Annotated in this window: 19 protein-coding genes; 7 read left to right on the top strand and 12 right to left on the bottom strand. The window is 66.6% G+C overall.

Annotation, left to right across the window (positions count from 1 at the left end; translation table 11 throughout):
- Positions 1-798 carry an SDR family NAD(P)-dependent oxidoreductase gene (locus AC1Q6P_RS15085; protein ID WP_492664683.1) on the bottom strand — a complete coding sequence of 266 codons (798 nt, stop codon included), beginning with the start codon at positions 796-798 and terminating at the stop codon, positions 1-3.
- Between the two features lie 40 nt (positions 799-838).
- Complete coding sequence (locus AC1Q6P_RS15080) at positions 839-2,608, bottom strand: IlvD/Edd family dehydratase (protein ID WP_492664684.1); 1,770 nt, start codon at positions 2,606-2,608, stop codon at positions 839-841.
- A gap of 153 nt (positions 2,609-2,761) precedes the next feature.
- Here AC1Q6P_RS15080 and AC1Q6P_RS15075 point away from each other — a divergent pair, with 153 nt between their 5' ends.
- Together AC1Q6P_RS15075 and AC1Q6P_RS15070 are read left to right on the top strand one after the other, a co-directional pair.
- The gene (locus AC1Q6P_RS15075) at positions 2,762-3,784 is read left to right on the top strand and encodes a 2-dehydro-3-deoxygalactonokinase (protein WP_492664685.1); all 1,023 of its coding nucleotides are present in this window, start codon (positions 2,762-2,764) and stop codon (positions 3,782-3,784) included.
- A 10-nt stretch (positions 3,785-3,794) separates the two neighbouring features.
- Positions 3,795-4,433, top strand: a complete 639-nt coding sequence (locus AC1Q6P_RS15070) for a 2-dehydro-3-deoxy-6-phosphogalactonate aldolase (protein ID WP_492664686.1) — start codon at positions 3,795-3,797, stop codon at positions 4,431-4,433.
- A gap of 119 nt (positions 4,434-4,552) precedes the next feature.
- Here AC1Q6P_RS15070 and AC1Q6P_RS15065 read toward each other — a convergent pair whose 3' ends face one another.
- A complete protein-coding gene (locus AC1Q6P_RS15065; protein ID WP_492664687.1) occupies positions 4,553-6,814 on the bottom strand; it encodes a PhoX family protein in 2,262 nt (753 codons plus the stop codon).
- Positions 6,815-6,964: 150 nt separating this feature from the next.
- Positions 6,965-9,460 carry a UvrD-helicase domain-containing protein gene (locus AC1Q6P_RS15060; RefSeq protein WP_492664688.1) on the bottom strand — a complete coding sequence of 832 codons (2,496 nt, stop codon included), beginning with the start codon at positions 9,458-9,460 and terminating at the stop codon, positions 6,965-6,967.
- A gap of 34 nt (positions 9,461-9,494) precedes the next feature.
- On the opposite strand from AC1Q6P_RS15060, the gene AC1Q6P_RS15055 reads away from it, so the two are divergent.
- Entirely contained in the window at positions 9,495-9,899 is a 405-nt protein-coding gene (locus AC1Q6P_RS15055) for a YchJ family protein (RefSeq protein ID WP_492664689.1), read from the top strand.
- A gap of 27 nt (positions 9,900-9,926) precedes the next feature.
- On the opposite strand, the gene AC1Q6P_RS15050 is transcribed toward AC1Q6P_RS15055, so the two are convergent.
- On the bottom strand, positions 9,927-10,337 hold the full coding sequence (locus AC1Q6P_RS15050; RefSeq protein WP_492664690.1) for a hypothetical protein: 411 nt from the start codon (positions 10,335-10,337) through the stop codon (positions 9,927-9,929).
- Positions 10,338-10,604: 267 nt separating this feature from the next.
- On the opposite strand from AC1Q6P_RS15050, the gene AC1Q6P_RS15045 reads away from it, so the two are divergent.
- Together AC1Q6P_RS15045 and AC1Q6P_RS15040 are read left to right on the top strand one after the other, a co-directional pair.
- Positions 10,605-11,366, top strand: coding sequence for a pseudouridine synthase (locus AC1Q6P_RS15045; RefSeq protein WP_492664691.1), 762 nt, complete (start codon positions 10,605-10,607; stop codon positions 11,364-11,366).
- Between the two features lie 171 nt (positions 11,367-11,537).
- A complete protein-coding gene (locus AC1Q6P_RS15040) occupies positions 11,538-12,230 on the top strand; it encodes a hypothetical protein (protein ID WP_492664692.1) in 693 nt (230 codons plus the stop codon).
- Positions 12,231-12,410: 180 nt separating this feature from the next.
- Here AC1Q6P_RS15040 and AC1Q6P_RS15035 read toward each other — a convergent pair whose 3' ends face one another.
- Positions 12,411-14,357, bottom strand: coding sequence for a CocE/NonD family hydrolase (locus AC1Q6P_RS15035; RefSeq protein WP_492703240.1), 1,947 nt, complete (start codon positions 14,355-14,357; stop codon positions 12,411-12,413).
- Positions 14,358-14,587: 230 nt separating this feature from the next.
- Between AC1Q6P_RS15035 and rarD the strand changes: the two genes are divergently transcribed.
- Positions 14,588-15,520 carry an EamA family transporter RarD gene (rarD, locus tag AC1Q6P_RS15030; RefSeq protein WP_492664694.1) on the top strand — a complete coding sequence of 311 codons (933 nt, stop codon included), beginning with the start codon at positions 14,588-14,590 and terminating at the stop codon, positions 15,518-15,520.
- Positions 15,521-15,551: 31 nt separating this feature from the next.
- Here rarD and AC1Q6P_RS15025 read toward each other — a convergent pair whose 3' ends face one another.
- Genes AC1Q6P_RS15025 through AC1Q6P_RS15015 form a run of 3 tightly spaced genes read right to left on the bottom strand, consistent with a single transcriptional unit; the run spans position 15,552 to position 19,369 of the window.
- Entirely contained in the window at positions 15,552-17,426 is a 1,875-nt protein-coding gene (locus AC1Q6P_RS15025; protein ID WP_492664750.1) for a TRAP transporter large permease, read from the bottom strand.
- A 2-nt stretch (positions 17,427-17,428) separates the two neighbouring features.
- On the bottom strand, positions 17,429-18,448 hold the full coding sequence (locus AC1Q6P_RS15020; RefSeq protein ID WP_492664695.1) for a TRAP transporter substrate-binding protein: 1,020 nt from the start codon (positions 18,446-18,448) through the stop codon (positions 17,429-17,431).
- A 57-nt stretch (positions 18,449-18,505) separates the two neighbouring features.
- Positions 18,506-19,369 (bottom strand): TRAP transporter TatT component family protein, encoded by an 864-nt coding sequence (locus AC1Q6P_RS15015; protein WP_492664696.1) that lies wholly within the window; start codon positions 19,367-19,369, stop codon positions 18,506-18,508.
- A gap of 124 nt (positions 19,370-19,493) precedes the next feature.
- Here AC1Q6P_RS15015 and AC1Q6P_RS15010 point away from each other — a divergent pair, with 124 nt between their 5' ends.
- On the top strand, positions 19,494-20,201 hold the full coding sequence (locus AC1Q6P_RS15010; protein WP_492703238.1) for an exopolysaccharide biosynthesis protein: 708 nt from the start codon (positions 19,494-19,496) through the stop codon (positions 20,199-20,201).
- Positions 20,202-20,244: 43 nt separating this feature from the next.
- On the opposite strand, the gene ahpF is transcribed toward AC1Q6P_RS15010, so the two are convergent.
- From ahpF to lysA, 3 genes are all read right to left on the bottom strand, one after another.
- Positions 20,245-21,807 carry an alkyl hydroperoxide reductase subunit F gene (gene ahpF, locus AC1Q6P_RS15005; protein ID WP_492664698.1) on the bottom strand — a complete coding sequence of 521 codons (1,563 nt, stop codon included), beginning with the start codon at positions 21,805-21,807 and terminating at the stop codon, positions 20,245-20,247.
- A gap of 187 nt (positions 21,808-21,994) precedes the next feature.
- Entirely contained in the window at positions 21,995-22,558 is a 564-nt protein-coding gene (ahpC, locus tag AC1Q6P_RS15000) for an alkyl hydroperoxide reductase subunit C (protein WP_102766505.1), read from the bottom strand.
- Positions 22,559-22,733: 175 nt separating this feature from the next.
- Positions 22,734-23,987: a diaminopimelate decarboxylase gene (gene lysA, locus AC1Q6P_RS14995; protein WP_492664699.1), complete on the bottom strand. Its 1,254-nt coding sequence runs from the start codon at positions 23,985-23,987 to the stop codon at positions 22,734-22,736.
- Positions 23,988-24,005 lie beyond the last annotated feature (18 nt).

The following is a 24,005-nucleotide window of genomic DNA, read 5'->3' as shown; positions in this document are numbered from 1 at the left end:
TCAGGTCCAACCGGCGTCGATGACGAATTCTTGGGCGGTGATCATGCGGCTGTCATCGGCGGCCAGGAACAGGGCCAGCTGGGCCACATCGCTGCCGCTGATGCGGCCAGGCAGGCAGTGGTGTTCGTCCATGGCGCGCTCGCCCTCGGCATCGACCCAGGTGCTGAGCTGCTTGTCCGTCATCACCCAGCCGGGCGTGAGCGTGTTGACGCGCACACCGGCGGGGCCGAACTCGCGCGCCAGGCTGCGGGTCAGGCCGGTCATGGCCGATTTGCAGGTGGCGTAGGCGGCGTAGCCGACCACCTTGTTCTTCCAGCTGGTGGAGCCAAGGTTGATGATGCTGCCGCCGCCCTGGCGCTGCAGGCTGGGCAGGGCCGCTTGCGCGGCGAAGAAATGCGCGCGCAGATTGATGGCCACGCGGCTGTCGAAGTAGTCGGGTGTGACCTCGAGAAAGGCGTGGCGGTCGTCATCGGCGGCGTTGTTCACCAGCACGCTCAGGCCCAGGGTCCAGGCATCGGCCTGGCCCACGGCATCGCGCAGCTGGGCCACATCGCTCATATCGCAGCGCAGGAACAGGGGCTTGTAGGTCGCGCCGCTGCAGTCGTCCAGCACCTGCTGGGCGGAGGCAGCATTGCGGCCGGTGAAGGCCACGCGCGCGCCCTGGCGGGCAAAGGCGCGCACCATATCGCCGCCGATGCCGGAGCTGCCGCCGGTGATGAGGACACCGCGGCCGCGCAGGCTGGGGTAGCTGGCCAGCGGGACGGCAGCGGAAGATGGGGAATCAATACTCATATTCATCGCGGGTGTCGTGACTGCAGGTGGCTCAGATCCATGGGAATCAATGGGATTCGCGCGCCACATGGTCGCCACGCTGGCCGACGAGGAAGTCCATGTCCGCGCCTTTGTCGGCCTGCAGCACATGGTCCACATACAAGCGGGCCCAGCCCGAGGCCGGCTTGGGCGGCGGCGCCCAGGCCTTGCAGCGCTCGGCCAGCGTGGCTTCGTCCACATGCAGATGCAGGCGGCGCTCGGCCACATCGAGGGTGATCAGGTCGCCGTTCTGCACCAGGGCCAGCGGGCCGCCGGCCGCGGCCTCGGGCGCCACATGCAGGACCACGGTGCCGTAGGCGGTGCCGCTCATGCGCGCGTCGGACAGGCGGATCATGTCGCTCACGCCTTGCGCCAGCAGCTTGGGCGGCAGGCCCATATTGCCGACCTCGGCCATGCCGGGGTAGCCCTTGGGGCCGCAGTTCTTGAGCACCATGATGGAGTTGGCGTCGATGTCCAGCGCGGGGTCGTCGATGCGGGCCTTGTAGTCCTCGATGGTCTCGAACACCACGGCGCGGCCGGTGTGCTGCATCAGGGCCGGCGAGGCGGCCGAGACCTTGATCACCGCGCCATCGGGCGCCAAGTTGCCGCGCAGCACGGCGATGCCGCCCTGGGCCACCACGGGGCGTTCGAGCGGGCGGATGACTTCGTCGTCAAAGCACTCGGCCGCCTCGATGTGCGGGCCGATGGCACCGCCGGCCACGCTGGGCGCATCGCGGTGCAGCAGGCCGGCCTCGGCCAGGCGGCGCATCACCACGGGCAGGCCGCCGGCGTAGCAGAACTCTTCCATCAGGAAACGGCCGGCGGGCAGCAGGTCCACCAGGGTGGGCACATCGCGGCCGAGGCGGTCCCAATCGTCCAGGTTCAGCGGCACGCCCAGGCGGCCGGCCAGGGCCAGCAGGTGGATGACGGCATTGGTCGAGCCGCCGATGGCAGCGTTGACGCGGATGGCGTTCTCAAACGCCTCGCGGGTCAGGATGTCGCTGGGCCGGCGGTTCTCTTGCACCAGGGCGACGATGCGGCGGCCGACCTGGCGGGCCAGCTCGTGGCGGCGCGCGTCCACGGCCGGCAGGGCCGCGTTGTCGGGCATGGCGATGCCCAGGGCTTCGACCATGCAGGCCATGGTGGAGGCGGTGCCCATGGTCATGCAGTGGCCGGCGCTGCGCGACATGCAGGCCTCGGCGCTGCGGAACTGGGCTTCGCTCATCTGGCCGGCGCGCACCGCCTCGGAGAACTTCCAGACATGGGTGCCCGAGCCGATGGCCTGGCCGCGGTAGCGGCCGTTGAGCATGGGGCCACCCGAGAGCACCAGGGTGGGCAGGTTGACGCTGGCCGCGCCCATCAGCAGGGCCGGGGTGGTTTTGTCGCAGCCGACCATGAGCACCACGCCGTCCATGGGATTGGCGCGGATGGACTCCTCCACCTCCATGGCGGCGAGGTTGCGGAACAGCATGGCCGTGGGGCGCAGATTGCTCTCGCCCAAGGCCATGGCCGGGAACTCCAGCGGCACGCCGCCGGCTTGCAGGATGCCTTCGCGCACCTTGTCGATCAGGCCGCGGAAATGGGCGTTGCAGGGCACGAGATCGGAGCCGCTGTTGCAGATGCCGATGATGGGTCGGCCGTCGAAGGCCTCGCTGCCCAGGCCCTGGTTGCGCATCCAGGAGCGGTGGATGAAGCCGTCCTTGCTGTTGCCACCGAACCAGTGCTGGGAGCGGCGCGCCGGTTTCTTGTTTTGGTTGTCGTTGCCGTTGTTGTTGTTGCTGTTCGAATCGTCCGACATGCGGGGCCGCCTTTGCTGCTTGAGCCTGTTCTTGAACGCATCCACACCCGCCTTCAGGACAGCTGTGATTGCAATGTGTTAACGTTACCTCATTGTGCGCAGCTTCGCGCTGCATGACAAGGGCCAAGGCCCGTGAACAGACTGGGGTTTACGATGAGATGTATCGGAATTGACTGGGGAAGCAGCAGCCGGCGCGCCTATGCGCTTGATGAAAACGGCCAGCTGCTGGCCGAGCGCCACGACCAGGCCGGCGTGCTGCACGCCGCGCTGAACAGCAAGCCCGGGCAGCGCCGCGATTTCGGCGCCGAGCTGACCGGATTCATCGGCGACTGGCTGCGCCAGGGGCCGCGCACGGTGTGGCTGTCCGGCATGATCGGCAGCCGCCTCGGTTGGCGTGAAGCGCCCTACCTGCCGGTGCCTCTGGCCCTGGACCAGCTGGGCGCGCAGGCCCTGGAGCTCGACTGGCCCGCCGCCCGCATGGTCTGCGCCGAGCCGCCGCGCCTGCGCCTGCTGCCTGGCCTGAGCCAGCTGCCCGAAGCCGGCCCGGCCGATGTGATGCGCGGCGAGGAAACCCAGCTGCTGGGCGCCTGGCGGCATAGGCAAGCCAGCGGCACGGCGGCGGGCGATGAAGCCCTGTTCATCCTGCCCGGCACGCACAGCAAATGGGCGCATCTGCGCAGCGATCGGGGCCTGGCTCAGGTGCTGAGCTTCCAGACCTTCATGACCGGCGAGCTGTTCCGACTGCTGAGCCAGCAAGGCGCTTTGGGCAGCCTGATCGACAGCACCCAGCCCCTGCTCGAGCACCCGCTGGCCCAGCAAGGTTTTGATCAAGGTGTGGACTGGGCGCAGGACGAGGCTTCATCGCTGCTGGCCCAGCTCTTCCGCGTGCGCGCCGAGGCCTTGCTGGCACCGCCGACCCACACACCAGGCAGCGCGGTGGACGCGCTGCGCTTGCAGGCCGCGGCCCGCCTCTCGGGCCTGCTGATCGGCAGCGAGCTGGGCCAGTTGCGGCGCCAGCCTGCCTTGCGCGCCCTGCCCTTGCTGGCCGTGGGCGAGGCCCGGCTCTGCGCCTGGTATGCGCGCGCTGCCGAACGACTGGGCCTGAGCCTGCAATGCCTGGATCCGCGCGAAGCGCATCTGGCCGCGCTGCGTGCGCTCGAAGGCCTGGACGATTGAAAGGACCGCGATGAAAGCGAACACCAACCCCTTTGCGCCCACGCCCGCCTACCCGCCCCTGGTCGCCATCTTGCGCGGGCTGCAGCCCGAAGAAGCGGCCGAAGTCGGCCTGGCCCTGTACGAGGCCGGCCTGCGCCTGATCGAAGTGCCGCTAAACCGCCCCGGCGCCTTGCAGGCCCTGAGCCTGATGCGCCAGGCCCTGCCGGCCGACGCCCACCTGGGCGCCGGCACGGTGCTGAGCCCCGAGCAGGCGGACGCTCTGCGCGAGGCGGGTGGTCAGTTGGCCATCTCCCCGCATCTGGACCCCGATCTGCTGCGCCACAGCGTGGCCCTGGGCCTGTGGACCATGCCCGGCGTGGCCACGGTCAGCGAGGCCTTTGCCGCGCTGCGCGCGGGCGCCCATGCGCTCAAGGCCTTTCCCAACGACGCTCTGCCGCCCGAGGCCTTGCGGGCCTGGCGCACGGTCTTGCCCGAGGCCCTGATCTACCCGGTCGGCGGCATGGGCCTGCACAACCTGGCGGCCTACCGCCGCGCCGGTGCCACGGGCGCCGGCCTGGGCTCGGCGATCTACCGCGCGGGTGACAGCGCAAGCATGGTGGGCGAACGCGCGAAAGAGTTGGTGCAAGCCTGGCAGGCGGCCGAGCGCTGAGCAGCCTGCAGCGCCAGCATCGCCGGCCCCAAAAGACAAAGCCCCGGCATGCCGGGGCTTTGCTACTTGCTTAGGCCTTCACCTGCAACACCCGAGGGTGCCGCAAGCGGAGGAGCTCATCAGGTACCGATGCGGCCGCCGTCGTTCTTGGTGATGACGATGGTGGCCGAGCGCGGACGCTTGCCGGCGCCGTAGCCGGCGTTGCTGGGCCACTGGCTCAGGTACTTGGTCGGATCAGCAGCGTCAGCGGACTTGATGGTTTCGCCCGGGTGCTGGATGTTGACGAACAGCGCCTTGCCATCAGGCGTCTCGCAGCAACCGGTCAGCTCGCAATCCACCGGACCGACCAGGAAGCGCTTCAACGTATCGGCCGTGGGCGTCTTGCCTGCGTAGGTGTCGACGGTCACGACGCTGCCGTCCTTCTTGGTGTAGCTCAGCGTCTTCTTGCTGCCGTCGCCCACCTTGCCGGGGATGCCAGCCAGCATCATGCAGTTGGTCTTGTCGGTGTAGGAGCCATCATCGGTCTGGATCCAGCACAGGCCGGTGGACTTGCTGAACCACAGGCCGTCCGGGCTGGACATGTCTTGGTCGGCGGTCAGTGCCGAGAGGTTGACGCTCGACGCATCGGCATCGGACTCAGCCGCGAACAGATAGACGTCCCACTTGAAGCCAACCGCGGCCGATTCGCCGCCCGTTTCAGCCAAGCGAAGGATGTGGCCGTTGATATTGCCAGGCTTGCTTTCGACGCCGGCACGCTTGTCGGTGTACGAACGGGGGTTGGCAGAGTCCACAGCGAAATCACCCGAAGCCGGCTCGACCTTGCGGTTGCTGTTGTTGGTCAGCGTGAAGTAGACCTCGCCCGTCGTCGGGTGGGTGGCGCACCACTCGGGGCGATCCATCTTGGTGGCGCCCACGGCGTCAGCCGCCAGGCGGGCATTCACGACCACATCGGCCTGATCCGCAAAGGCGTAGTTGGTGGCCGCCTTGATGGTCGGGTTGTCGATGGACAGCTCGATCCATTGACCGGCGCCATCGGCGTTGAACTTGGCAACGTAGAGCTTGCCCTTGTCCAGGTACTTGTCGCCGGTGGCGATGCGGTCGGCCGGGTTGGCATCTGCGGCCACCCAGGTGGCTTCAGACACCCACTTGTAGATGTACTCGCCACGTTGGTCATCGCCCATGTACACAGCCAGGGGCTTGCCGACCACCAGCGCGCTGAACGCTGCGCTCTCGTGCGCGAAGCGGCCCAGACCGGTGCGCTTCTTGATCGATGCAGCCTTGTCGTAGCCGTCCACTTCGACCAGGTAGCCGAAGGTGTTCAGCTCGTTGCGGTAGTCATCCGAACCGTCGGCCGACGTGCCCTTCTTGCTGATGTCCCAGCGGGCGTACTTGTCGTCGGCACCGCCGGTTTCCCAGCCGTGACGGCTGGCACCGCCTTGGCTGCGGCCATAACGCTTGAGCGAGGTCACGCTCTTGTCGTTGCCGCGCGCGGCATCGTCAGCTGCACCGCGCGTGAAGTAGCCGGCCCAGTTTTCTTCACCCGTCAGCACGGTGCCCCAGGGGGTGTAGCCGGTGCCGCAGTTGTTCAACGTGCCACGGGCGGTCTTGCCATCGGCGGCGTACTTGGTCTTCATCAGCGCGTTGCCGGCGGCGGGGCCCGACAGCACCACGGGGGTCAGCGGCGTGATGCGGCGGTTGAAGGCCGATTCCTTGACGTAGGCGAAGGTGGCGCCCGACTTCTTGACTTCGACCACCGACAGACCGTGCAGCGGCACTTCGCGGTCCACTTCAGCGGCAGGACGCGGCAGGGTGTTGGTGCCGCCATTGGCGTGAACGAAGGCCGAGGCACGCTCGCCGCTGTTGTGGCTGGTGGCTTCGTGGTTCATCACCAGGAGTGCGCGGTCGCTGCTGGTGCGGCTGGGTTTGCCGTCGGCCGACAGGCCGAGGTATTCCATGCCGTCGTGGTGGTCGCCCGCACGGCTGTCGAAGTCAGCGTCGGTGCCGTCGTTCTTGAAGGCGGTGGCCGTGGCGGTCAGCGGGTCACCCAGGGCGAACAGCACCGTGGCGGTGTAGCCAGCAGGCACCACCACAGCGTCAGCCAGGGACTTGGCCACGGCACCAAAGCCGAGCTTGTCCAGAGGGGCCGGAGCCGGCGCGGGGGCAGGAGCTGGAGCCGGTGCGGGCGCCGGATCGTCGCCACCACCGCAGGCGCTCAGGGAGGCGCCACCCAGCACGGCCGTGGCCACGCTGCCGATGGAGCCGCGCAGGATGTTGCGGCGGCTCAGGCGTGCGGCGAGCACGCTGTCGAAGCTCGGGTTGGCAGAGGTATTGGAGTCTTCTTCGTTGAAGTCACGAACGGAGACATCGTTGGATTTGGTCATGGCTTGCTTCGGCTTGCATCAGCTCAGGTTGAGGAATCCGCCAGAGCTTATGTAGCGGCCGTGAAACCCACGTGACTCGCAGATGACAGTCCAGTGACTCGTCCGGACTACGCACAAACCAGGGGTGCAGCCCCTTAACCAACCCACCAATCAATCAATCGGCGTCAACTTGGCCACCGACAGCGCCAGCCACTTCATGCCGTGGCGGCCGAAGTTGACCTGCGCGCGGGCATCGGCGCCACTGCCTTCCAGCGTTAGCAGAACACCCTCGCCGAACTTGGTGTGGAACACGCCCTTGCCGACCTTGAGGCCGCCGTGCTCGTCGGCCACCTTCTGGGCGGCGGCCTGCTTCATGCTCTTGGGCACCGGCGTGGTGTCGTAGGCGGGCTTCTCGACCCGGCCGGCGCCGACCACCGACTTCAGGCCCGAACCGCGCTCCCAGGCGCTTTGGTATTCCTTGGCGAAGCCGGAGCCGAAGCCCTGGTTGCGCGGGGTCAGCCACTTGAGCGCGTGCTCCGGCAGCTCATCGAAGAAGCGGCTCTTGACGTTGTAGCGGGTCTGGCCGTGCAGCATGCGGGTCTGACTGAAAGCCAAATAGAGCCGCTGGCGGGCGCGGGTGATGGCCACATACATCAGGCGGCGCTCTTCCTCCAGGCCGTCGCTGTCGGACATGGAGTTCTCGTGCGGGAACAGGCCTTCCTCCAGGCCGGTGATGAAGACGGCGTCGAACTCCAGGCCCTTGCTGGAGTGCACCGTCATCAGCTGCACGGCGTCCTGGCCGGCTTGCGCCTGGTTATCGCCGGCCTCCAGCGAGGCATGGGTCAGGAAGGCGGCCAGGGGCGACATGATCTCGCCGGTCTCTGCATCGGGCGTGAAGTTCGCCGGGGCCACGGCGGCAGGGAAGCCCTCCGAGATGGCGCCGGGCGAGAGTTCATCGACCGGCAGAGCCACGGCGTCCTTGCCGAAGCCCTCTTGCGTGACAAAGGCTTCGGCGGCGTTGATCAGTTCGCCCAAGTTCTCCAGGCGCTCGGCGCCGTCCTTGTCGTTGCGGTAGAACTCGTTGAGGCCGGAGATCTCCAGGATCTGCTCGATGATCTCGCGCAGGGTGTGGCCCTGGGTCAGGTTGCGGGTCGAGTCGATCAGGCCGGTGAAGGCCTGCAGATTGCTGCCCGCCTTGCCGGCCACCGCACCCACGCTCTGGTACAGGCTGCGGCCGGACACGCGGGCGGCGTCCTGCAGCAGCTCGATGGCGCGCGCGCCAATGCCGCGGGTCGGGAAATTGACCACGCGCAGAAAGCTGGTGTCGTCGTTGGGGTTCTCAAGCAGGCGCAAGTACGAGAGCGCATGCTTCACTTCCGCCCGCTCGAAGAAGCGCAGGCCGCCGTACACACGATACGGAATGCCGGCATTGAAGAGCGCCGACTCGATCACCCGTGACTGCGCATTGCTGCGGTAGAGCACGGCGATTTCCTTGCGATCGATGCCCGAGCGATGCAGGGCTTGCGCCTCTTCGATCAGCCACTGGGCCTCGGCGAAATCGCTGGCGGCTTCATACACCCGCACCGGCTCGCCCGGGCCGGCATCGGTGCGCAGGGTCTTGCCCAGGCGGCGGCTGTTGCGGCTGATCAGCTCGTTGGCGGAATCGAGGATGTTGGAGTAGCTGCGGTAGTTCTGCTCCAGCTTGATGACCTTTTTGACGCGGTACTCGCGCTCAAAATCAGCCATATTGCCGACCCGCGCGCCGCGGAAGGCATAGATGCTTTGGTCGTCGTCGCCCACGGCCATCACGCCCTGGCCACGGCCCGGGGGCGCGAACATCTTGAGCCAGGCGTATTGCAGCTTGTTGGTGTCCTGGAATTCATCGACCAGGATGTGGCTGAAGCGGCGCTGGTAATGGTCGCGCACGGCCGGGTTGTCGCGCATCAGCTCGTAGGAGCGCAGCATCAGCTCGGCGAAGTCGATCACGCCTTCGCGCTGGCACTGGTCTTCGTAGGCCTTGTAGATCTCGATCAGGGTCTTGGTCTGCTCGTCGCGCGGCTCGATGTCACCGGGGCGCTGCGCGTCTTCCTTGGCGCCGGCGATGAACCAACTGACCTGCTTGGGCACGAAGCGCTCTTCATCGAGCTTCATGGCCTTGATGACGCGCTTGATGGCCGAGACAGAGTCCGATGCATCGAGGATCTGGAAGCCTTGCGGCAGGCCGGCCAGCTTCCAGTGCGCGCGCAGGAAACGGTTGCACAGGCCGTGGAAGGTGCCGATCCACATGCCGCGCACATTGACCGGCAACATCGTGCCCAGGCGCGTCTGCATTTCCTTGGAGGCCTTGTTGGTGAAGGTCACGGCCATCACACTGCCCGGCGTCAGCTGGCCGGTCTGCATCAGCCAGGCGATGCGGGTGGTCAGCACCCGGGTCTTGCCCGAGCCGGCACCGGCCAGGATCAGGGCCGGCTCCTGCCCCAGCGTCACGGCGGCGTACTGCTCGGGGTTGAGGTTTTTGAGCAGGCCGCTGGAGGCCAGGGCCTGACCGGCGTCTTCCGCCGCCTCGGCGGCCAGCTGATGGGTGTCCGGGCCTTCGGCGGCGGCGAACAAGTCCTCGTTCAGTTCTTCGGGCGGGGCTTCGGGGCGCGGGTCATGAGGCAGGTTCATCGCCGCATTTTAGGTTTGCGGCATCATGCGGCCGATGAAAGCCACCGAAGACCTGCCCTGCCCCTGCGGCCGCGCCGCCTCCTACCGACGCTGCTGTGGCCGGCTGCACGCCCAGTTCGCCGCCAGCGGCGAGCTGCTGGCCGACAGCGCCGAGACCCTCATGCGCTCGCGCTACAGCGCCTATGTGCTCGATGAGCTGGCCTATCTGCAAGCGACTTGGCATGCCAGCACGCGGCCGGCCGAGCTGAGCCCCAATGAGCCGGGCCTGAAATGGCTGGGCCTGGAGGTGAAGAAGCATGGCCAGCTCGACGCCGACCATGCCTGGGTGGAGTTTGTGGCCCGCTGCAAGCTCGGCGGGCGGGCTCAGCGCCTGCAGGAGCGCAGCCGCTTTGTGCGTCAGAACGGAGCCTGGTTCTATCTGGACGGGGAGCTCAGCTGAGGGCTGAAGCCAAAACGCCAACGCGAATCAGGCGAACTCCTGGCGCACGCTGCGGGTGTTGAGCGTGTGCACCGTCCACAGGATGACGGCACTCCAGACCAGGCACAGGGCGGCCAGCAGCAGGTGCGAGCCGCTGACCCAGAGCAGCATGGGCGAAGCCAGAAGCAGGGCGACCAGCAGGCCGCGGCAGAGGCGGCGCGCCCACTCGTAGCGGCGCAGCAAGCCCTGACCCCCGGTGATGCACAAGCCCGAGGCCAGCAGCAGCGCCAGCATCAGGCCCAGGCCCCAGACGCTGCGCAAGCTGGGCAGGCCGGCGCCCACCCCACTGCCCAACCAGAAGCCCATCAGCCCCAACCCGGCCAGGCCCAGCGCCATCAAAACCCAGGCCACGGCACTGACCCAGGGTGAGCGATATCCGACGTGAAAGACTTGCGGCATGGTGGGGACTCCTTGACAGCGCCAAGCTGCGGCGCCTTCTTTTTCAGCAATCAAATGATGGGTTCTGGCGATGACAGGATTGTTTCGACCGTGGCGCCGCCCCACCATCCCCCCCGAAAGGTGGGGCGCGCTTGCACAGCGCACAGCCGCGAGGTTTTCCTCATGGCTACCGGAGAAAACAGCCCCATCCATGGGCTCGGACACCCTGCGGCAGCCGTGCCGGTTTCTGCCCGCACCCCGCGCCGCAGGTAATACTCACCCCCCACCATGTTGCAGATCATCCACATCGACGAACACCTCGTCGCCATCGCCAAGCCCGCCGGCCTGCTGGTCCACCGCAGCAGCATTGCCGCGCAGGAACAGGTCTTCGCCCTGCAGCTGCTGCGCGATCAGCTGGGCCGCCCCGTCTGGCCGGCGCACCGCCTGGACCGCGGCACCTCGGGCCTGCTGCTGTTTGCACTCGACGCCGACACCGCCTCGCAGCTGGGCCAGGCCTTTGAGCAAGGCCAGGCCCGCAAGCGCTACCTGGCCCTGGTGCGCGGCTGGCCGGCGGCAGCGGAAGGCCGCATCGAACACCCCCTGGCCCGTGACCCCGAGCTGCCCTCCGCCGGCCAGCCCCTCCTGGAATCACGCACCGACTGGCGCAGCCTGGCCCGGGTCGAATGGCCGCTGGCCCTGGACCCGCGCTTCCCCGCGAGCCGCTACAGCCTGCTCGAAGCCCGCCCGCTCACCGGCCGCCGCCACCAGATCCGCCGCCACCTCAAGCACATCGCCCACCCCATCATCGGCGACGCCACGCACGGCAAGGGCGCCCACAACCGAGCCGTCGCCGCCTTCCTGGGCACGCAGCGCCTGTGGCTGCACGCGCTGGAACTGAACATCCGGCACCCATGGACTGGAGAGGCGCTGCAGCTGCGCGCGGCGCCGGGTCCGGAGTGGGAGGCGATGTTGGGGCGCGGGGCGTGGCGGACGGGCGAGGGGGAGGATTGGGGGCAGGCAGTTTGGCGGGAGGCTCAAGGATTCGGATGAGTCAAAGAGTTGATGCCCGAAAACGGTGGCTGCTCCCCGAATAAGCTTGCGGTTTGCATGTCTAGGTATCCTGTCGCGACATCGCTGCCCGTAACGTCGCAGCTACTTGAACTGCTGCCAGACGCCCATTGCCGAAAAGTGCAATGCTTGACTCCACGAAAGGACACAAGCGTGATCCGAACATTGCTTCGATGCATCTTCCGCCGAAGTGGGGCTCGCTCGGGCTACAAGCTCGCGGCCAGCTGTGCGCTCATCGCTTGCGGCACAGTCCATGCGACGACTTGCGTCAATGAAGGCGGAACAACAGCCTACATAGATTCGAACACCAGCGATCTGCGCTTTGTCACTTGGCAACCAGAAGGCGACTACTACTTCGCCATCTTGAACGCTGCGGGATACCAAAGAATCGATCAACGCGAGCCCAACGAAGTCGTTTTTTTCGTGGAAGGCTTGAGGCTTGGATTTAAAACTCTCGAAGTCAGCCAGTTCGTCGACGCGGGCCAAACCAAACCGGCGACCGAACTTCTACCGGCCTACGTAGCCTGGCATGCCAATAGGGCTGCCGACTTAGGGCTGAGCCACACGAAATATACGGAGCTGAAACGAACCCAGCGTAAAGCCTATCGATCGACGCCAGTGACCTACTTCCTACGCTGGCGCCTCTTTGAAAATGATCCGCAGGACGTTCGCGGAATCTACTTTCTTTCCACCGTCACGGCCTCCGGCAAGAGCATCGCAACGATTGGCGCGCTCGTGAACGAGCCCGAACAGCTGCAGCAGGCGAATGCCCAGCTGGACCGATTTGCCACTAGCTTTAGATTGATGGAAGACGATGACCCATGCCCCAACAAAATGGGGAAATAGCATGTCTTCCCTGAATGATCATGCTTGATTAAATCGGTGAACGAAGCATGGCAGCCTTAGTCCAAAGCCAAGAGCTGATGTCTCCCCACAAAGGGCATCAACGCAAAGTTTGAGGAAGGCCGAGGCTTGGCTGAAGCACACCCGCCAAGCTGCCCCCTCCGGCCTTAAACGCACGCCTGATCAGTGCCCCTCAATCACCCGCATCTCCAGCTGCGACGCCCGATCACCCGCGCGGAACAGGGTCTGCGTGGCCGGCTGGAAGTCCTCAGGCGCGGCATCCTTGATGCGCACAAAGCGCTGGGGGTTGCGGTCCAGCAGGGGGAACCAGCTGCTTTGCACCTGGACCATCAGGCGGTGGCCGCGGCGGAAGTTGTGGTTGACGTCGGGCAGCTCGATGTCCAGGGCCATCACCTCGCCGGGCACCACGGCCTCGGGCTTGTCCAGGCCTTTGCGGAAGCGGGCGCGCAGCGGCTCGCCGCGGACCAGCTGCTGGTAGCTGTTGAGGGTCTGGCGCGGCGGCGGCACGTCGCTGGGCGGCGGGCCTGAAGGGCTTTCGTCTTCCATGTCGTGCGGGTAGACATCGATCAGCTTGACGATGAAGTCGCTGTCGCTGCCGGTGGTGGACACATACAGCCGGGCCTTGATCGGGCCGGCCACCGTCAGGTCGCGTTCCAGCACCTCGGTCTGATAGACCAGCACATCGGGCCGGGTGGCGGCAAAGCGCTGATCGCCCACCATGTACTCGGCCGGCATGCCTTGGGCGGCGTAGCTGGTGAAGGGCACGGGCTTGTTGGGGTCGCTGACGTAACGATCCACCGCCTCGGTGCCTGCGCTGGCCTCGGGCCGCTTCCAGTCGAGCTTGCCGCCGGCCTGGAAGTAGAGCTGGCGCGGCTTGGCCTCGGCCGGCGGCCAGGCCGGGTAGTGGCGCCAGACATTGCTGCCGGTCTCGAACATGGTGGCCTCGGCGATCTTGGCCTCTCCCTGACCGCGCAAATGCTGCTCGAAGAAGGGCAGCATCACCTGCTTCATGAAGTACTCGCTGTTGTTGCCGCCAAAGCTGACCGAGCCCATGGACTTGCCGGCGGTGCGGAACCAGCCGCCATGGCGCCAGGGGCCCATGACGATCTGGTTGCTGATGCCGGGGTTGCGGGTTTCGATGCTGCGGTAGATGGCCAGAGGGCCAGGCAGATCCTCGGCATCGAACCAGCCGCCCACGGTCAGCACGGCGGCGCGGATGCCCTTGAGGTGCGGGGTGATGGATTTCGGCTTCCAGTGCTCGTCGTAGTTGTCGTGCTCGATCAGGTCGTTGAAATAGGGGTTGCCCGGCGTGCCCAGGGTCTTGGCGATATTGCTGAGATTGCCGAGCTTGAGGAAGTAGTTGTAGGCGTCGCCGCTGCTGTAGCGGAACTCGCCCCAGCGTGAGGGCTCGGAGGTGGGGTTGGGCTGGGGCTTGAAGCTGGTGAAGAAGCCGTAGTTATGGGCCAGCATGAAGGCACCGCCGTGGTAGCCGTCGTCGCCCTTGTAGTAATCGGCAATCGGCGCTTGAGGCGATGCGGCCTTGATGGCCGGATGCGAATCGATGATGGACGCGGCGCTGTAGAAGCCGGGGTAGGAATTGCCCCAGATGCCGACCCGGCCGTTGTGGCCGGCCACATGGTCCAGCAGCCATTGCACGCTGTCGTGCATATCGCTGCTTTCGTCGACATCGTTCTTGCTCTTCTTGTTCGGCACATGGGGCGTCATCTCGACAAAGCGCCCCTCCGACATATTGCGGCCGCGCACGTCCTGGCAGACGAGGATGTAGCCGGCCTTGAGGAAATCCTCGCTGGGCGCCAGGCGGCCGCTGTAGCGGTCGGAGCCGTAGGGCGCGCAGCTGTAGGGCGTGCGCGTCATCAGGATGGGGTACTTCTTGCTGCTGTCCTTGGGCACGTAGACCGTGGTGGCCAGGCGCACACCGTCGCGCACCGGGATGCGGTACTCGTACTTGGTGTAGTTGGCCTTGAAGTCATAGGGCGCCGGGGCGGCGCTGCCCGAAGAAGCACCGGCTGCTTGAGCCAGCACCGCGCCAGAACCCAAGAGCAAGCAAGCAAACAGTGCGGCGGACGCCACCGGCGAAGAAGAGCGCATGGGCATGAAGAGACCTTGAGGTGTACAGAGTCACGAAGTCGGCGCCAGGAGCTGAGCCGACGTCCCGGGCCATTGGCAAGACCTGACCCTCAAGCCTTGCACGCCACAGGATTCGCGATTGGGCCATGCGCGCTGGCCCTTGCGAAGCACGTATTTGCCCGGCATGACTTTTGACATCCTTGGCACGCCTGACCGCTGCCCGCGCACCGGCCTGGGCCGACAATGCAGGCATGAACCGCAGCCCCGCCCCCTCCTCTTCAGCCGCCGCCTCGGCCAGCCGCGGGGTGCTTTTCGCCGCCCTGTCCTACACCCTCTGGGGCCTGTTCCCGCTCTATTTCAAGCAGATCGCCCAGGTGCCCTCGCTGGAGGTGGTGGCCCACCGCACGCTCTGGTGCCTGGTGTTCCTGCTGGGGGTGCTGACGGTGCTCAAGCGCTGGGCCTGGCTGGGCCAGGTGCTGCGCCAGCCCAAGGTGCTGGCGGCCTTTCTGCTCTCGGCCCTGCTCTTGTCGGTGAACTGGCTGACCTACGTCTGGGCGGTGCAGAACGACCATGTGCTCGATGCCAGCCTGGGCTACTTCATCAACCCCCTGGTCAATGTGGCCCTGGGCTTTGCGGTGCTGCATGAGCGCCCGCGGCCGCTGCAGTGGCTGGCCGTGGCCCTGGCGGCGGCGGGGGTGCTGTGGCTGACGCTGCAGACCGGCCGCCTGCCCTGGGTGGCCCTGGTGCTGGCGGCCAGCTTCGGCGTTTACGGCCTGCTGCGCAAGATCGCCAGCCTGGGTGCGCTGGAGGGCCTGACCCTGGAGACCTTGCTGCTGGCGCCGCTGGCGGCTGCAGCCATGGCCTGGTGGACCTGGCAGGGCCAGAGCGCCCTGTCCCATGGCGCCGAGGCGCCCTCCACCCTGCTCTGGCTGCTGTTTGCCGGCCCGCTGACCGCCGCGCCCCTGCTGCTGTTCGCAGCCGGTGCGCGGCGCATTCCCATGGCCACACTGGGCCTGCTGCAGTACATCTCGCCCAGCATCCAGTTCATGCTGGGTGTGTGGCTGTACCACGAGCCATTTGCCGCCACGCGCCTGGTGGGCTTTGGCCTGATCTGGGCGGCCCTGGCGATCTACAGCGTCGAAGGCCTGTTCCGCAGCAGGCAGGCTGCGGCCGCAGCGGCTTGAATCATGGCCGTGCGGCCCTCGGGCGTGTGATTCAGACGGCAGGCGCTCGGGCCATGAGCGCAGCAAGCCCGGTACTCAGCGCCGGCAGCAGCCCGATCAGCAGCGTGCCCACAAAGATGGCCAGCATGGCCGGCAAGACCGCCCGGCCCACATAGCGGATCGACTTGCCGAACATGGCGGCGGCGAAGTAGATGTTCATGCCCGCCGGCGGGCAAAGGAAGCCGACCTCCATCGCCGCCAGAAAGATGATGCCGAAGTGCACGGGGTCGATGCCGTAGCTCTGCGCCAGCGGCAGCAGCAAGGGCACCAGCACGGCGATGGCCGCAAAAATCTCCATCAAGGCGGCAGCCACAAACAGGAAGGCGCACAGCGCCAGCAAGAAGAGGTACTTGTTAGGAATCGCCCCCTGCACCCACTCCACGGCCAGATCGGGAATGCCCGCATCGACGAGGAAATTGGTCAGCGCCAGCGCCATGCCCAGGATCAACATCACGCCGCCGATCAGCTGCGCGCTTTCCGAAAGGCAGCGCCCGAGCAGGCGCCAGCTGAGCTCACGGTGCGCCACAGCCTGGGTCAGCAGCGCATAGGCGGCCGTCAATGCGGCGCTCTCGGTGGGGGTGGCCAGGCCGCCGGCCAGGGAGCCGATCGCCACCACCGGCGCCAGCAGCTCCCATTTGGACGTCCAGGCCGCCGCCAGCGCCTGACGCGCATTCGGGCGCGAGCTGAGCACCGGATCCGCCCTGGCATTGCCCCGCAGAAAGCCGCCGAACAGCAGCAGGCACACCACCATCACCAGCGCCGGCAGCAGGCCGGCCAGGAACATGTCCATGATGGGCACCCGGGCGATCACCGCATACATGATCAAGGGCACCGAGGGGGCCAGGAGCACACCCAGGGCGCTGGCACTGGTGACCAGGCCGATGCCGCGTTGCTCGGGGTAGCCGGCATTGCGCAGCAAGGGCAGCAGCAAGCCACCCAGCGCCAGAATGGTCACGCCGCTGCCACCGGTGAAGGCCGTGAAGGCCGAGCACAGCACCGCCGCCGCCAGCACCGTGCCGCGCGCGCCGCCGCCGAACAAGGCCACAAAGAGCGCGCCCAGGCGCTGCGCTGCGCCGGTGCGCGCCATCACCAAACCGGCCAGGGTGAACAAGGGCAGCGCCGGCAGCGAGGGGTTGACCGTGATCTGGTAGTGCGACAAGGCGATGGAAGCCAGCGGCAGGCCATCGCTCCAAAACAGAGCCATCGCCAAACCGCCGAGCACCGCAAACACCGGCGCGCCGGCCAGGAGCGCCAGCAAGAGCAGCACCAGCGCCGGCCACAGCCGGCCGCCCTGGCCATCCGCCACCGAGGCCAGCAACCAACCGCCCAGAGTCAGCAGCACAGCGCAGGCGATCTGAGGGAACGGACGGCTTGCGCAGCGCATGCCCAGCTTCAAACCCAGCCAGGCAAAGCCCAGAGGCATGCAGGCCTGCACCCACCAGACCGGCAGCCCATAGGCCAGCGGATGCGCGGTTTCGATCTCGCTGGCCACAAAGCGCCAGCTGGCCCAAGTCAACATGCCGCACAACAGGGCCGAGCCGCCTTTGGCGAAGGCCTGAACCCACCGCTGCTGGCGCTCGCCGCCCCGCTGGGCCAGGCTGCTGCCCAGGGTGCTCAGGTGGCCGTGGCGCTCGGCCGCGATGGCACCGAACATGGCCAGAAGCAGGCCCAGATGCTGCACCAGCACGGGCGCGTTCTCGATGCCCCGGCCCATCATGGGGCGCAGCGCCAGCTCGACCAGCGGCAGCAGCACCATCAGCGCCAGAGCCAGAGAAGCCAGGCCTTCGTCAAAGCGACTCAGGCTTTGAGTGAGAGGGTTGACCGTCGGCGGCGTGCGGGACAGGTTCGGCGCCACTTCCAAGCGCATGCTCACAGACCCCTGCTGGCGCGGTAGGCCTTGAGGTGCTGAAAGACCTCATCAAAGGTTTCGGCCGGCACCATGCTGCCGCGAATGCGCGGATAGAGGCGCTCGGCCAGCTCGCTCCACTCGCGCATCTGCTCGGGTGTGGGCTTGTTGACCTTGAGGCCGCGCTTCTTCATGGCCTCGACCGCTTCATCCACCTCGCGGCGCGCTTGCTGGCGCATGGCCAGACCGGCATTTTCACCGCCGACCTTGAGCGCCTGCTGGGCCGCCGGGCTCATGGCGTCCCAGGCCTTTTTGGTGACCACCAGGGCGCCGACGATGGGCGCCCAGTTGATGTCCAGCATGTTCGATGCCGTGTTGTAGATCTGGCTGGCCAGCGCGAAGTACGGGGTTGCAGGCACCACATGGATCATGCCGGTCTGCATGGCCGGCAGGATATCGGCGGTCTCCAGCGGCACCGGCGTGTAGCCGAGGTTCTTCATGATGGCCTGCTGCTCGGGCTCCGAGCCCCAGGCAAAGAACTTCATGCGCTTGAAGTCTTCGGGCCGCGACGCTGGCTCTTTGGAAAAGAAGCGCACCCAACCGGCATCGCCCCAGGCCACCACCACAAAGCCCCGCTCCAGAAACCGCTGCTCCATGGCGGGGCGCATCTTCTCGCGCACATGGTCGACCTCCTCCCAGCTGCGGAACAACAAAGGCAGGTTCTGCAAGGCCGCCACCGTGGGCTCGATCTCGCGCAAGCCCACCACCGACATCAGCGCGCCTTGCAGCTGACCGATGCGCATGCGGCGCGCCAGCTCGGCCTCGCCGCCCTGGCTGCCATCGGTGAAGACCGTGAACCGGGCTTGGCTGCCCTGCGCGGCGCGCCAGCCCTCGCCCATCTCCATCAGCTGCTGGTGGTACTGCGAGTTCTTGGGCACCAGGCTGCCGATGCGCAACTGCACCGGTGCTTGCGCCCAGCTCGCACCGGCGGTGCACAGGGCCAGGAGGCAGGCGGCGGCATGGCGACGGCGGATTCGGGTCATGGTGTTGTCGAAGTTAGGTGTTTTCAGTGCAAGATGGGGCGGCGAGCCGCCCCAGCCTCAGAACAAATCGTCGGCACTGTCGAGCAGCCACTGCGCGCGCTGGCGCATCAGCTGATTGCCCAGGCTGTTGCCGGGAACGGCCAGGGCCTGGCGCAGCAAGGCCTCAAAGGCCGGGCGGTCGCCAGCGGGCTGGGCCAGCGACTCGGCCTGGCCGACATACACGCCGGCATTGCGGCCGGCCGCGGCCGTCAACGCTTGCGCAAACAAGGCTTCGGCACGGCGGCTGCTGCCGCCGGGGCGCGCAGCCTCCAGCGTGCCCAGCAGCGCGGCCAATGCGCCCTCGCCATGCAGGGGCTGGGTGGCCCAGGCCAGTTCAGCCAGGCGCTGGGCCTGCGGCAGATCGGCCACGATGTCGGGGTTGTGCTTGGACAAGGAGATGTAGGCCGCCCAGGAGGCTGCGGCCCAGTAGGCCAGGCCCACCTGTTCGCTCGGCAGGGGCGGCAGCGGCTGTGCCATCTGCAAGGCCTGACGCAAGCCGCCGCCATGCCGGGCTTCCAAGGCCGCCATGGCATGGCGGTGGGCGCGCAAGTACAGGCGCGCAGCGCGCTGGCGCAGCTGCAACGCGGTGCGGGCGTCGCGGCTCTCCAGGCGCTCGGCCTCGAAGGCCACGAAGGCATAGGCGTACTGGGTGAAACCGCCGGCCACCGATTCGGCCAGGGCCAGATGGTCCGGCGTCTGGCGCAGCAGAGATTCCGAGAGCTTCAGGTAGAAGGCGGCGGATTCACGCGCCAACCCCAGGTCTTCCTCTTCCGCTTGGCCCTGGCTGGCCAGCTCGTCCGCCACGCTGCGCACCAGCATCAGCCGTGGCGAACAGGCGCTGAGCAAACTGGCCAGCAACAACAAGGCAATCAATCTGGCCATCAGGGCTTGGGGCGGTGTGGTCAAGTGACCGATGGCCGGCGAGTCTAGGCAGGCATGATGAAACCGGCGTGACGCCGTCAAGACAGGAGCAGGTCAGTTCACAGTCCGTGCATGAAGGCATGGCATGGCCGTCACACGGGCAGCCCAAACTAGGGGACCCATGACGACTGACCCTTCATCTTCGAACCCCCATGTGGCTTCGCCGCCCGGGGCCTTTCAGCCACCTCACCAGCGCTTGCGGGAAGCCGCAGCACGCTTGAACGCTGAAGCGGTGAGCCTGGCTGAGCTCGCGACGTTGCAAGGCTCTGCTGGATTGGGCTCGCTGCTGCTGGTGCTGGCCGCACCTTGTGTTTTGCCCGTGCCCGGCGTGGGCAACGTCATGGGCTTGGCGCTGATGATGCTGGCCGTGCCGATCTGGCGCGGCGACCCAGTCGGCGCCCTGCCCGCGCGCGTGGCAGCTTTTCAGATGCCGGCTCGCTGGGCACGCCGCGCATTGCTGATGATGGCTTGGCTTTATGAGCGAGCGGCCCGCTTTGCGCGCGGCCAGCACGGCCTCGGTTCGCTCACACAGGCCGGGCCGCGCCCTTGGATGGCCGCAATCGTGGCCTTGATGGGCGCCTTGATTTTCTTGCCCCTGCCGCTGGGCAATGTGCTGCCAGCCTTGTGCATGGCGCTGCTGGGCCTGGGGCTGGCCTTGCGGGATGGCTTGCTCTTGCTTTACGCATGGGCTGCAGGCCTGCTGGCCTGCATTTACAGCGCGGCCTTGGGCCTGGCCGCCTGGCACTGGGGCTTGGCCCCCGTGTGGCGCTACCTTGGGGCTGACGCGGGCTGATGCCCGTCTCACCAGCCCCAAGCGCCAGCCAGGCCCCTCGGGTTCACAGGACCGGCTGGCGCATCAGGTAGTCAAAGGCGCCGAGTGCCGCCTTGGCGCCCTCGCCCGTGGCGATGATGATCTGCTTGAAGGGCACGGTGGTCACGTCGCCGGCGGCAAATACGCCGGGCAGCGAGGTCTGGCCCCTGGCATCGACGATGATCTCGCCGTGCTTGCTCAGCTCCACCACGCCCTTGAGCCACTCGGTGTTGGGCACCAGGCCGATCTGCACGAACACACCTTCCAGCTCGATGCGATGGGCTTCACCGCTGTTGCGGTCGGTGTAGTTCAGGCCGTTGAGCTTGCCGCCTTCGCCAGTGAATTCGGTCGTTTGGGCCGAAGTGTGGATGGTGACGTTGGGCAGGCTCTTGAGCTTGTTGACCAGCACCGCATCGGCACGCAAGGCCTCGCCGAACTCGATCAGGGTGACATGGGCGACGATGCCGGCCAGGTCGATGGCCGCTTCCACGCCGGAGTTGCCACCGCCGATCACCGCCACGCGCTTGCCCTTGAACAGCGGGCCGTCGCAATGCGGGCAGTAGGCCACGCCCTTGTTCTTGTACTCCTGCTCGCCGGGCACATTGACATTGCGCCAGCGTGCGCCGGTGGACAGGATGACCGAGCGCGACTTGAGCGTGCCGCCATTGGCCAGCTGCACCTCGATCAGGCCGCCGGGCTCGGTCGCCGGGATCAGCTTCTCGGCGCGCTGCAGATTCATGATGTCCACGTCGTAGGCTTTGACATGGCCTTCCAGCGCGGCGGCGAACTTGGGGCCGTCGGTTTCGAGCACGGAGACATAGTTCTCGATCGCCAGGGTGTCGTTCACCTGGCCGCCAAAACGCTCGGCCGCCACACCGGTGCGGATGCCCTTACGGGCGGCGTACACGGCCGCGGCCGCGCCGGCCGGGCCGCCGCCGACGATCAGCATGTCGTAGGGTGCCTTCTCGCTGAGCTTGGCGGCATCGCGAGCGGCGGCACCGGTGTCCAGCTTGGCCACGATCTCTTCCACCGTCATGCGGCCCGAGCCGAAGAACTGGCCGTTCAGGTAGATGCTGGGCACGGCCATGATCTCGCGGGCATTGACCTCGTCCTGGAACAGGCCGCCGTCGATGACCACGGTCTTGACCCGCGGGTTCTGCACCGCCATCAGGCTCAGGGCTTGAACCACATCGGGGCAGTTGTGGCAGCTCAAGGACATATAGACCTCGAAGCTGAAATCGCCATCCAGGCCGCGGATCTGCTCGATCACCTCGGGCTCGACCTTGGGCGGATGGCCACCCACCCACAGCAGGGCCAGCACCAGGGAGGTGAACTCGTGGCCCAGGGGAATGGCGGCGAAACTGAGCTTCATGTCCGAGCCCGTGCGGTTCAGGCTGAAGGACGGGCGGCGTTCGGCTTGGCCGTCGGTCTTGAGCGTGATCTTGTCCGACATCGCCGCGATGTCCTGCAATAGGCCGAGCAACTCGCTCGAGGCCTCGCGCTCATCCAGGCTGGCGATGATTTCGAAAGGTTGGGTGACGCGCTCGAGGTAGGCCTTGAGCTGGGTCTTCAGTTGTGCGTCCAACATGGTGCTTCTCCGTTTTCGGGGTGTACAGGCGTGGCGCTGCGAAGCCACTCTGAAAACGCCCTGAGGTTCAGCCGGAGAGGCCGGGGCGCTTTCAGCGGAGCTTGAACAACAGATCTCGCTGAAGGGGAATCGCAAGCCCTCCCGGGCCTGCGAATTCAATCGTCATTCGATCCAGTCTGACGCAGACTTAGATCTTGCCGACCAGGTCCAGCGAAGGAGCGATGGTCTTGGCGCCTTCCTTCCACTTGGCCGGGCACACTTGGCCGGGGTTGGCGGCGGTGTACTGGGCGGCCTTCAGCTTGCGCAGGGTTTCCGACACGTCGCGGGCGATTTCGTTGGAGTGCACTTCGGCGGTCTTGATGATGCCGTCCGGGTTGATCACGAAGGTGCCGCGCAGCGACAGGCCTTCTTCTTCGATGTGCACGCCGAAAGCGCGGGTCAGCTTGTGGGTCGGGTCGCCAACCAGGGGGAACTTGGCCTTGCCCACGGCCGGCGAGGTTTCGTGCCAGACCTTGTGCGAGAAATGGGTGTCGGTGGTGACGATGTAGACCTCGGCACCAGCCTTTTGGAATTCAGCGTAGCTGTCGGCCGCGTCTTCGACTTCGGTCGGGCAGTTGAAGGTGAAAGCCGCCGGCATGAAGATCAGCACGGACCACTTGCCCTTCAGGCTCTCGTCGCTGACGGTGACGAACTTGCCGTTGTGGAAGGCTTCGGTCTTGAAAGGCTGGACTTGGGTGTTGATCAAGGACATGACATTTCCTTTGGGTTGATAGAGAGGGTGGCACAAGCTCGAAAACCTGCGATGGATGAATCATAAAAGCAAGCCCCGGCTTGCAGGTTTGATTAATCAAATCACTGTCATTGCTTGTGCCTATTGAGCTGGACTATCAAGAATCAGATCGAGGCGTCACGTCTTTGTCATCGGCTCACAGCCCCGCCTCCAGCGCCAGCAATTCCTCCACCGTCTGCCGGCGGCGGATCAGGCGCTGCTGCTCGCCATCCACCAGCACCTCAGCCGCGAGCGGCCGGCTGTTGTAGTTGCTGGACATGGAGGCACCGTAGGCGCCGGTGTCGTGAATCACCAGCAGATCACCGACCTGGGCGGCCGGCAGCAGGCGCGGCTCGACCACGCCACCGTCCACCTGCGTGAACACATCGCCCGATTCGCACAGCGGGCCGGCCACCACCGATGGCCGCTCGGCACCCGCCGCGCGGCCATCGGCCGGCAGCAGGCTCATGGCATGGAAGGCACCATACATGGCCGGGCGCATCAGCTCATTGAAGCCGGCATCCACCAGCACGAAATGGTTGCGGCCCACGTCCTTGCTGGCGCGCACCTCGGCCAGCAGCACACCGCTCTCGGCCACCAGGTAGCGGCCCGGCTCGATCTCCAGCTGCAAGGCGTGGCCCAGCAGGGTTTGCGCCTGCTGGCGCGCCTGATCCCAGAGGCCGAAGTAATGTTCGGTGTCGATGACGGGCTCGCCATCGCGGTAGGGAATCGACAAGCCGCCGCCGGCCGAGATCGCCTGCAAGTCCATGCCGGCCGCCTGCACCTGACGCACCAGGTCCACCATGGCCCCGCAGACCTCGGACAGATGGCGGTAGTCCACGCCCGAGCCTATGTGCATGTGCAGGCCGATCAGGCGCAGGCCCTGCGCCTGCACCGCCACCAGGGCGGCCGGCAGGTCGGCATGCCAGATGCCGTGCTTGCTGTGCTCGCCGCCGGTGTTGGTCTTGTTGCTGTGGCCATGGCCGAAACCGGGGTTGATGCGCAGCCAGACGCCGTGGCCGGGTGAGGCAGCGCCCAGTTGGTGCAGCATGTCGATGGAGCCGGCATTGACCGGCACCTGGTGCTCGATCACGGTCGCCAGGGTCTCGCGGTCCAGCAGATCGGCCGTGAAAACGATGTCCGAATGCACCGAGCCATCGGCGCGGTAGCCGGCCGCCAAGGCACGCAGCACCTCGCCGCGCGAGACGGCATCGACCTTGACGCCCTGCTCGCGCATCAGGCGCAGGATGTGGGTGTTGGAACAGGCTTTTTGCGCAAAGCGGATGGCATCGAAGGCCCGCAATGCGGCGATGCGCTCACGGATGGTGCCGGCGTCGTAGACCCACAAGGGCGTGCCGAAATTCTGGGCCAGGGCTTGCAGGCGGGTGGGGGTCAGGGTGGCAGCAGGCATGGGCGGGCTCTCTCGGGC

It is taken from the genome of Roseateles sp. GW835-FHT13E02 (genome assembly GCF_058794035.1).
Note: the sequence above shows the minus strand (reverse complement) of the source record. Positions and strands in the feature narration are given on the sequence as shown.

Bases quoted from the DNA above. Each gene is read 5' to 3' on its own strand.
- AC1Q6P_RS15075 (WP_492664685.1), top strand. From the start codon at position 2,762: ATGAGATGTATCGGAATTGACTGGGGAAGCAGCAGCCGGCGCGCCTAT.
- AC1Q6P_RS15025 (WP_492664750.1), bottom strand. From the start codon at position 17,426: ATGCGCTTGGAAGTGGCGCCGAACCTGTCCCGCACGCCGCCGACGGTC.
- AC1Q6P_RS15055 (WP_492664689.1), top strand. From the start codon at position 9,495: ATGAAAGCCACCGAAGACCTGCCCTGCCCCTGCGGCCGCGCCGCCTCC.
- AC1Q6P_RS15065 (WP_492664687.1), bottom strand. From the start codon at position 6,814: ATGACCAAATCCAACGATGTCTCCGTTCGTGACTTCAACGAAGAAGAC.
- AC1Q6P_RS15050 (WP_492664690.1), bottom strand. From the start codon at position 10,337: ATGCCGCAAGTCTTTCACGTCGGATATCGCTCACCCTGGGTCAGTGCC.
- AC1Q6P_RS15085 (WP_492664683.1), bottom strand. From the start codon at position 798: ATGAATATGAGTATTGATTCCCCATCTTCCGCTGCCGTCCCGCTGGCC.
- AC1Q6P_RS15020 (WP_492664695.1), bottom strand. From the start codon at position 18,448: ATGACCCGAATCCGCCGTCGCCATGCCGCCGCCTGCCTCCTGGCCCTG.
- AC1Q6P_RS15060 (WP_492664688.1), bottom strand. From the start codon at position 9,460: ATGAACCTGCCTCATGACCCGCGCCCCGAAGCCCCGCCCGAAGAACTG.
- AC1Q6P_RS15015 (WP_492664696.1), bottom strand. From the start codon at position 19,369: ATGGCCAGATTGATTGCCTTGTTGTTGCTGGCCAGTTTGCTCAGCGCC.
- lysA (WP_492664699.1), bottom strand. From the start codon at position 23,987: ATGCCTGCTGCCACCCTGACCCCCACCCGCCTGCAAGCCCTGGCCCAG.
- AC1Q6P_RS15080 (WP_492664684.1), bottom strand. From the start codon at position 2,608: ATGTCGGACGATTCGAACAGCAACAACAACAACGGCAACGACAACCAA.
- AC1Q6P_RS15010 (WP_492703238.1), top strand. From the start codon at position 19,494: ATGGCCGTCACACGGGCAGCCCAAACTAGGGGACCCATGACGACTGAC.
- AC1Q6P_RS15035 (WP_492703240.1), bottom strand. From the start codon at position 14,357: ATGCGCTCTTCTTCGCCGGTGGCGTCCGCCGCACTGTTTGCTTGCTTG.
- AC1Q6P_RS15045 (WP_492664691.1), top strand. From the start codon at position 10,605: ATGTTGCAGATCATCCACATCGACGAACACCTCGTCGCCATCGCCAAG.
- rarD (WP_492664694.1), top strand. From the start codon at position 14,588: ATGAACCGCAGCCCCGCCCCCTCCTCTTCAGCCGCCGCCTCGGCCAGC.
- AC1Q6P_RS15070 (WP_492664686.1), top strand. From the start codon at position 3,795: ATGAAAGCGAACACCAACCCCTTTGCGCCCACGCCCGCCTACCCGCCC.
- ahpC (WP_102766505.1), bottom strand. From the start codon at position 22,558: ATGTCCTTGATCAACACCCAAGTCCAGCCTTTCAAGACCGAAGCCTTC.
- ahpF (WP_492664698.1), bottom strand. From the start codon at position 21,807: ATGTTGGACGCACAACTGAAGACCCAGCTCAAGGCCTACCTCGAGCGC.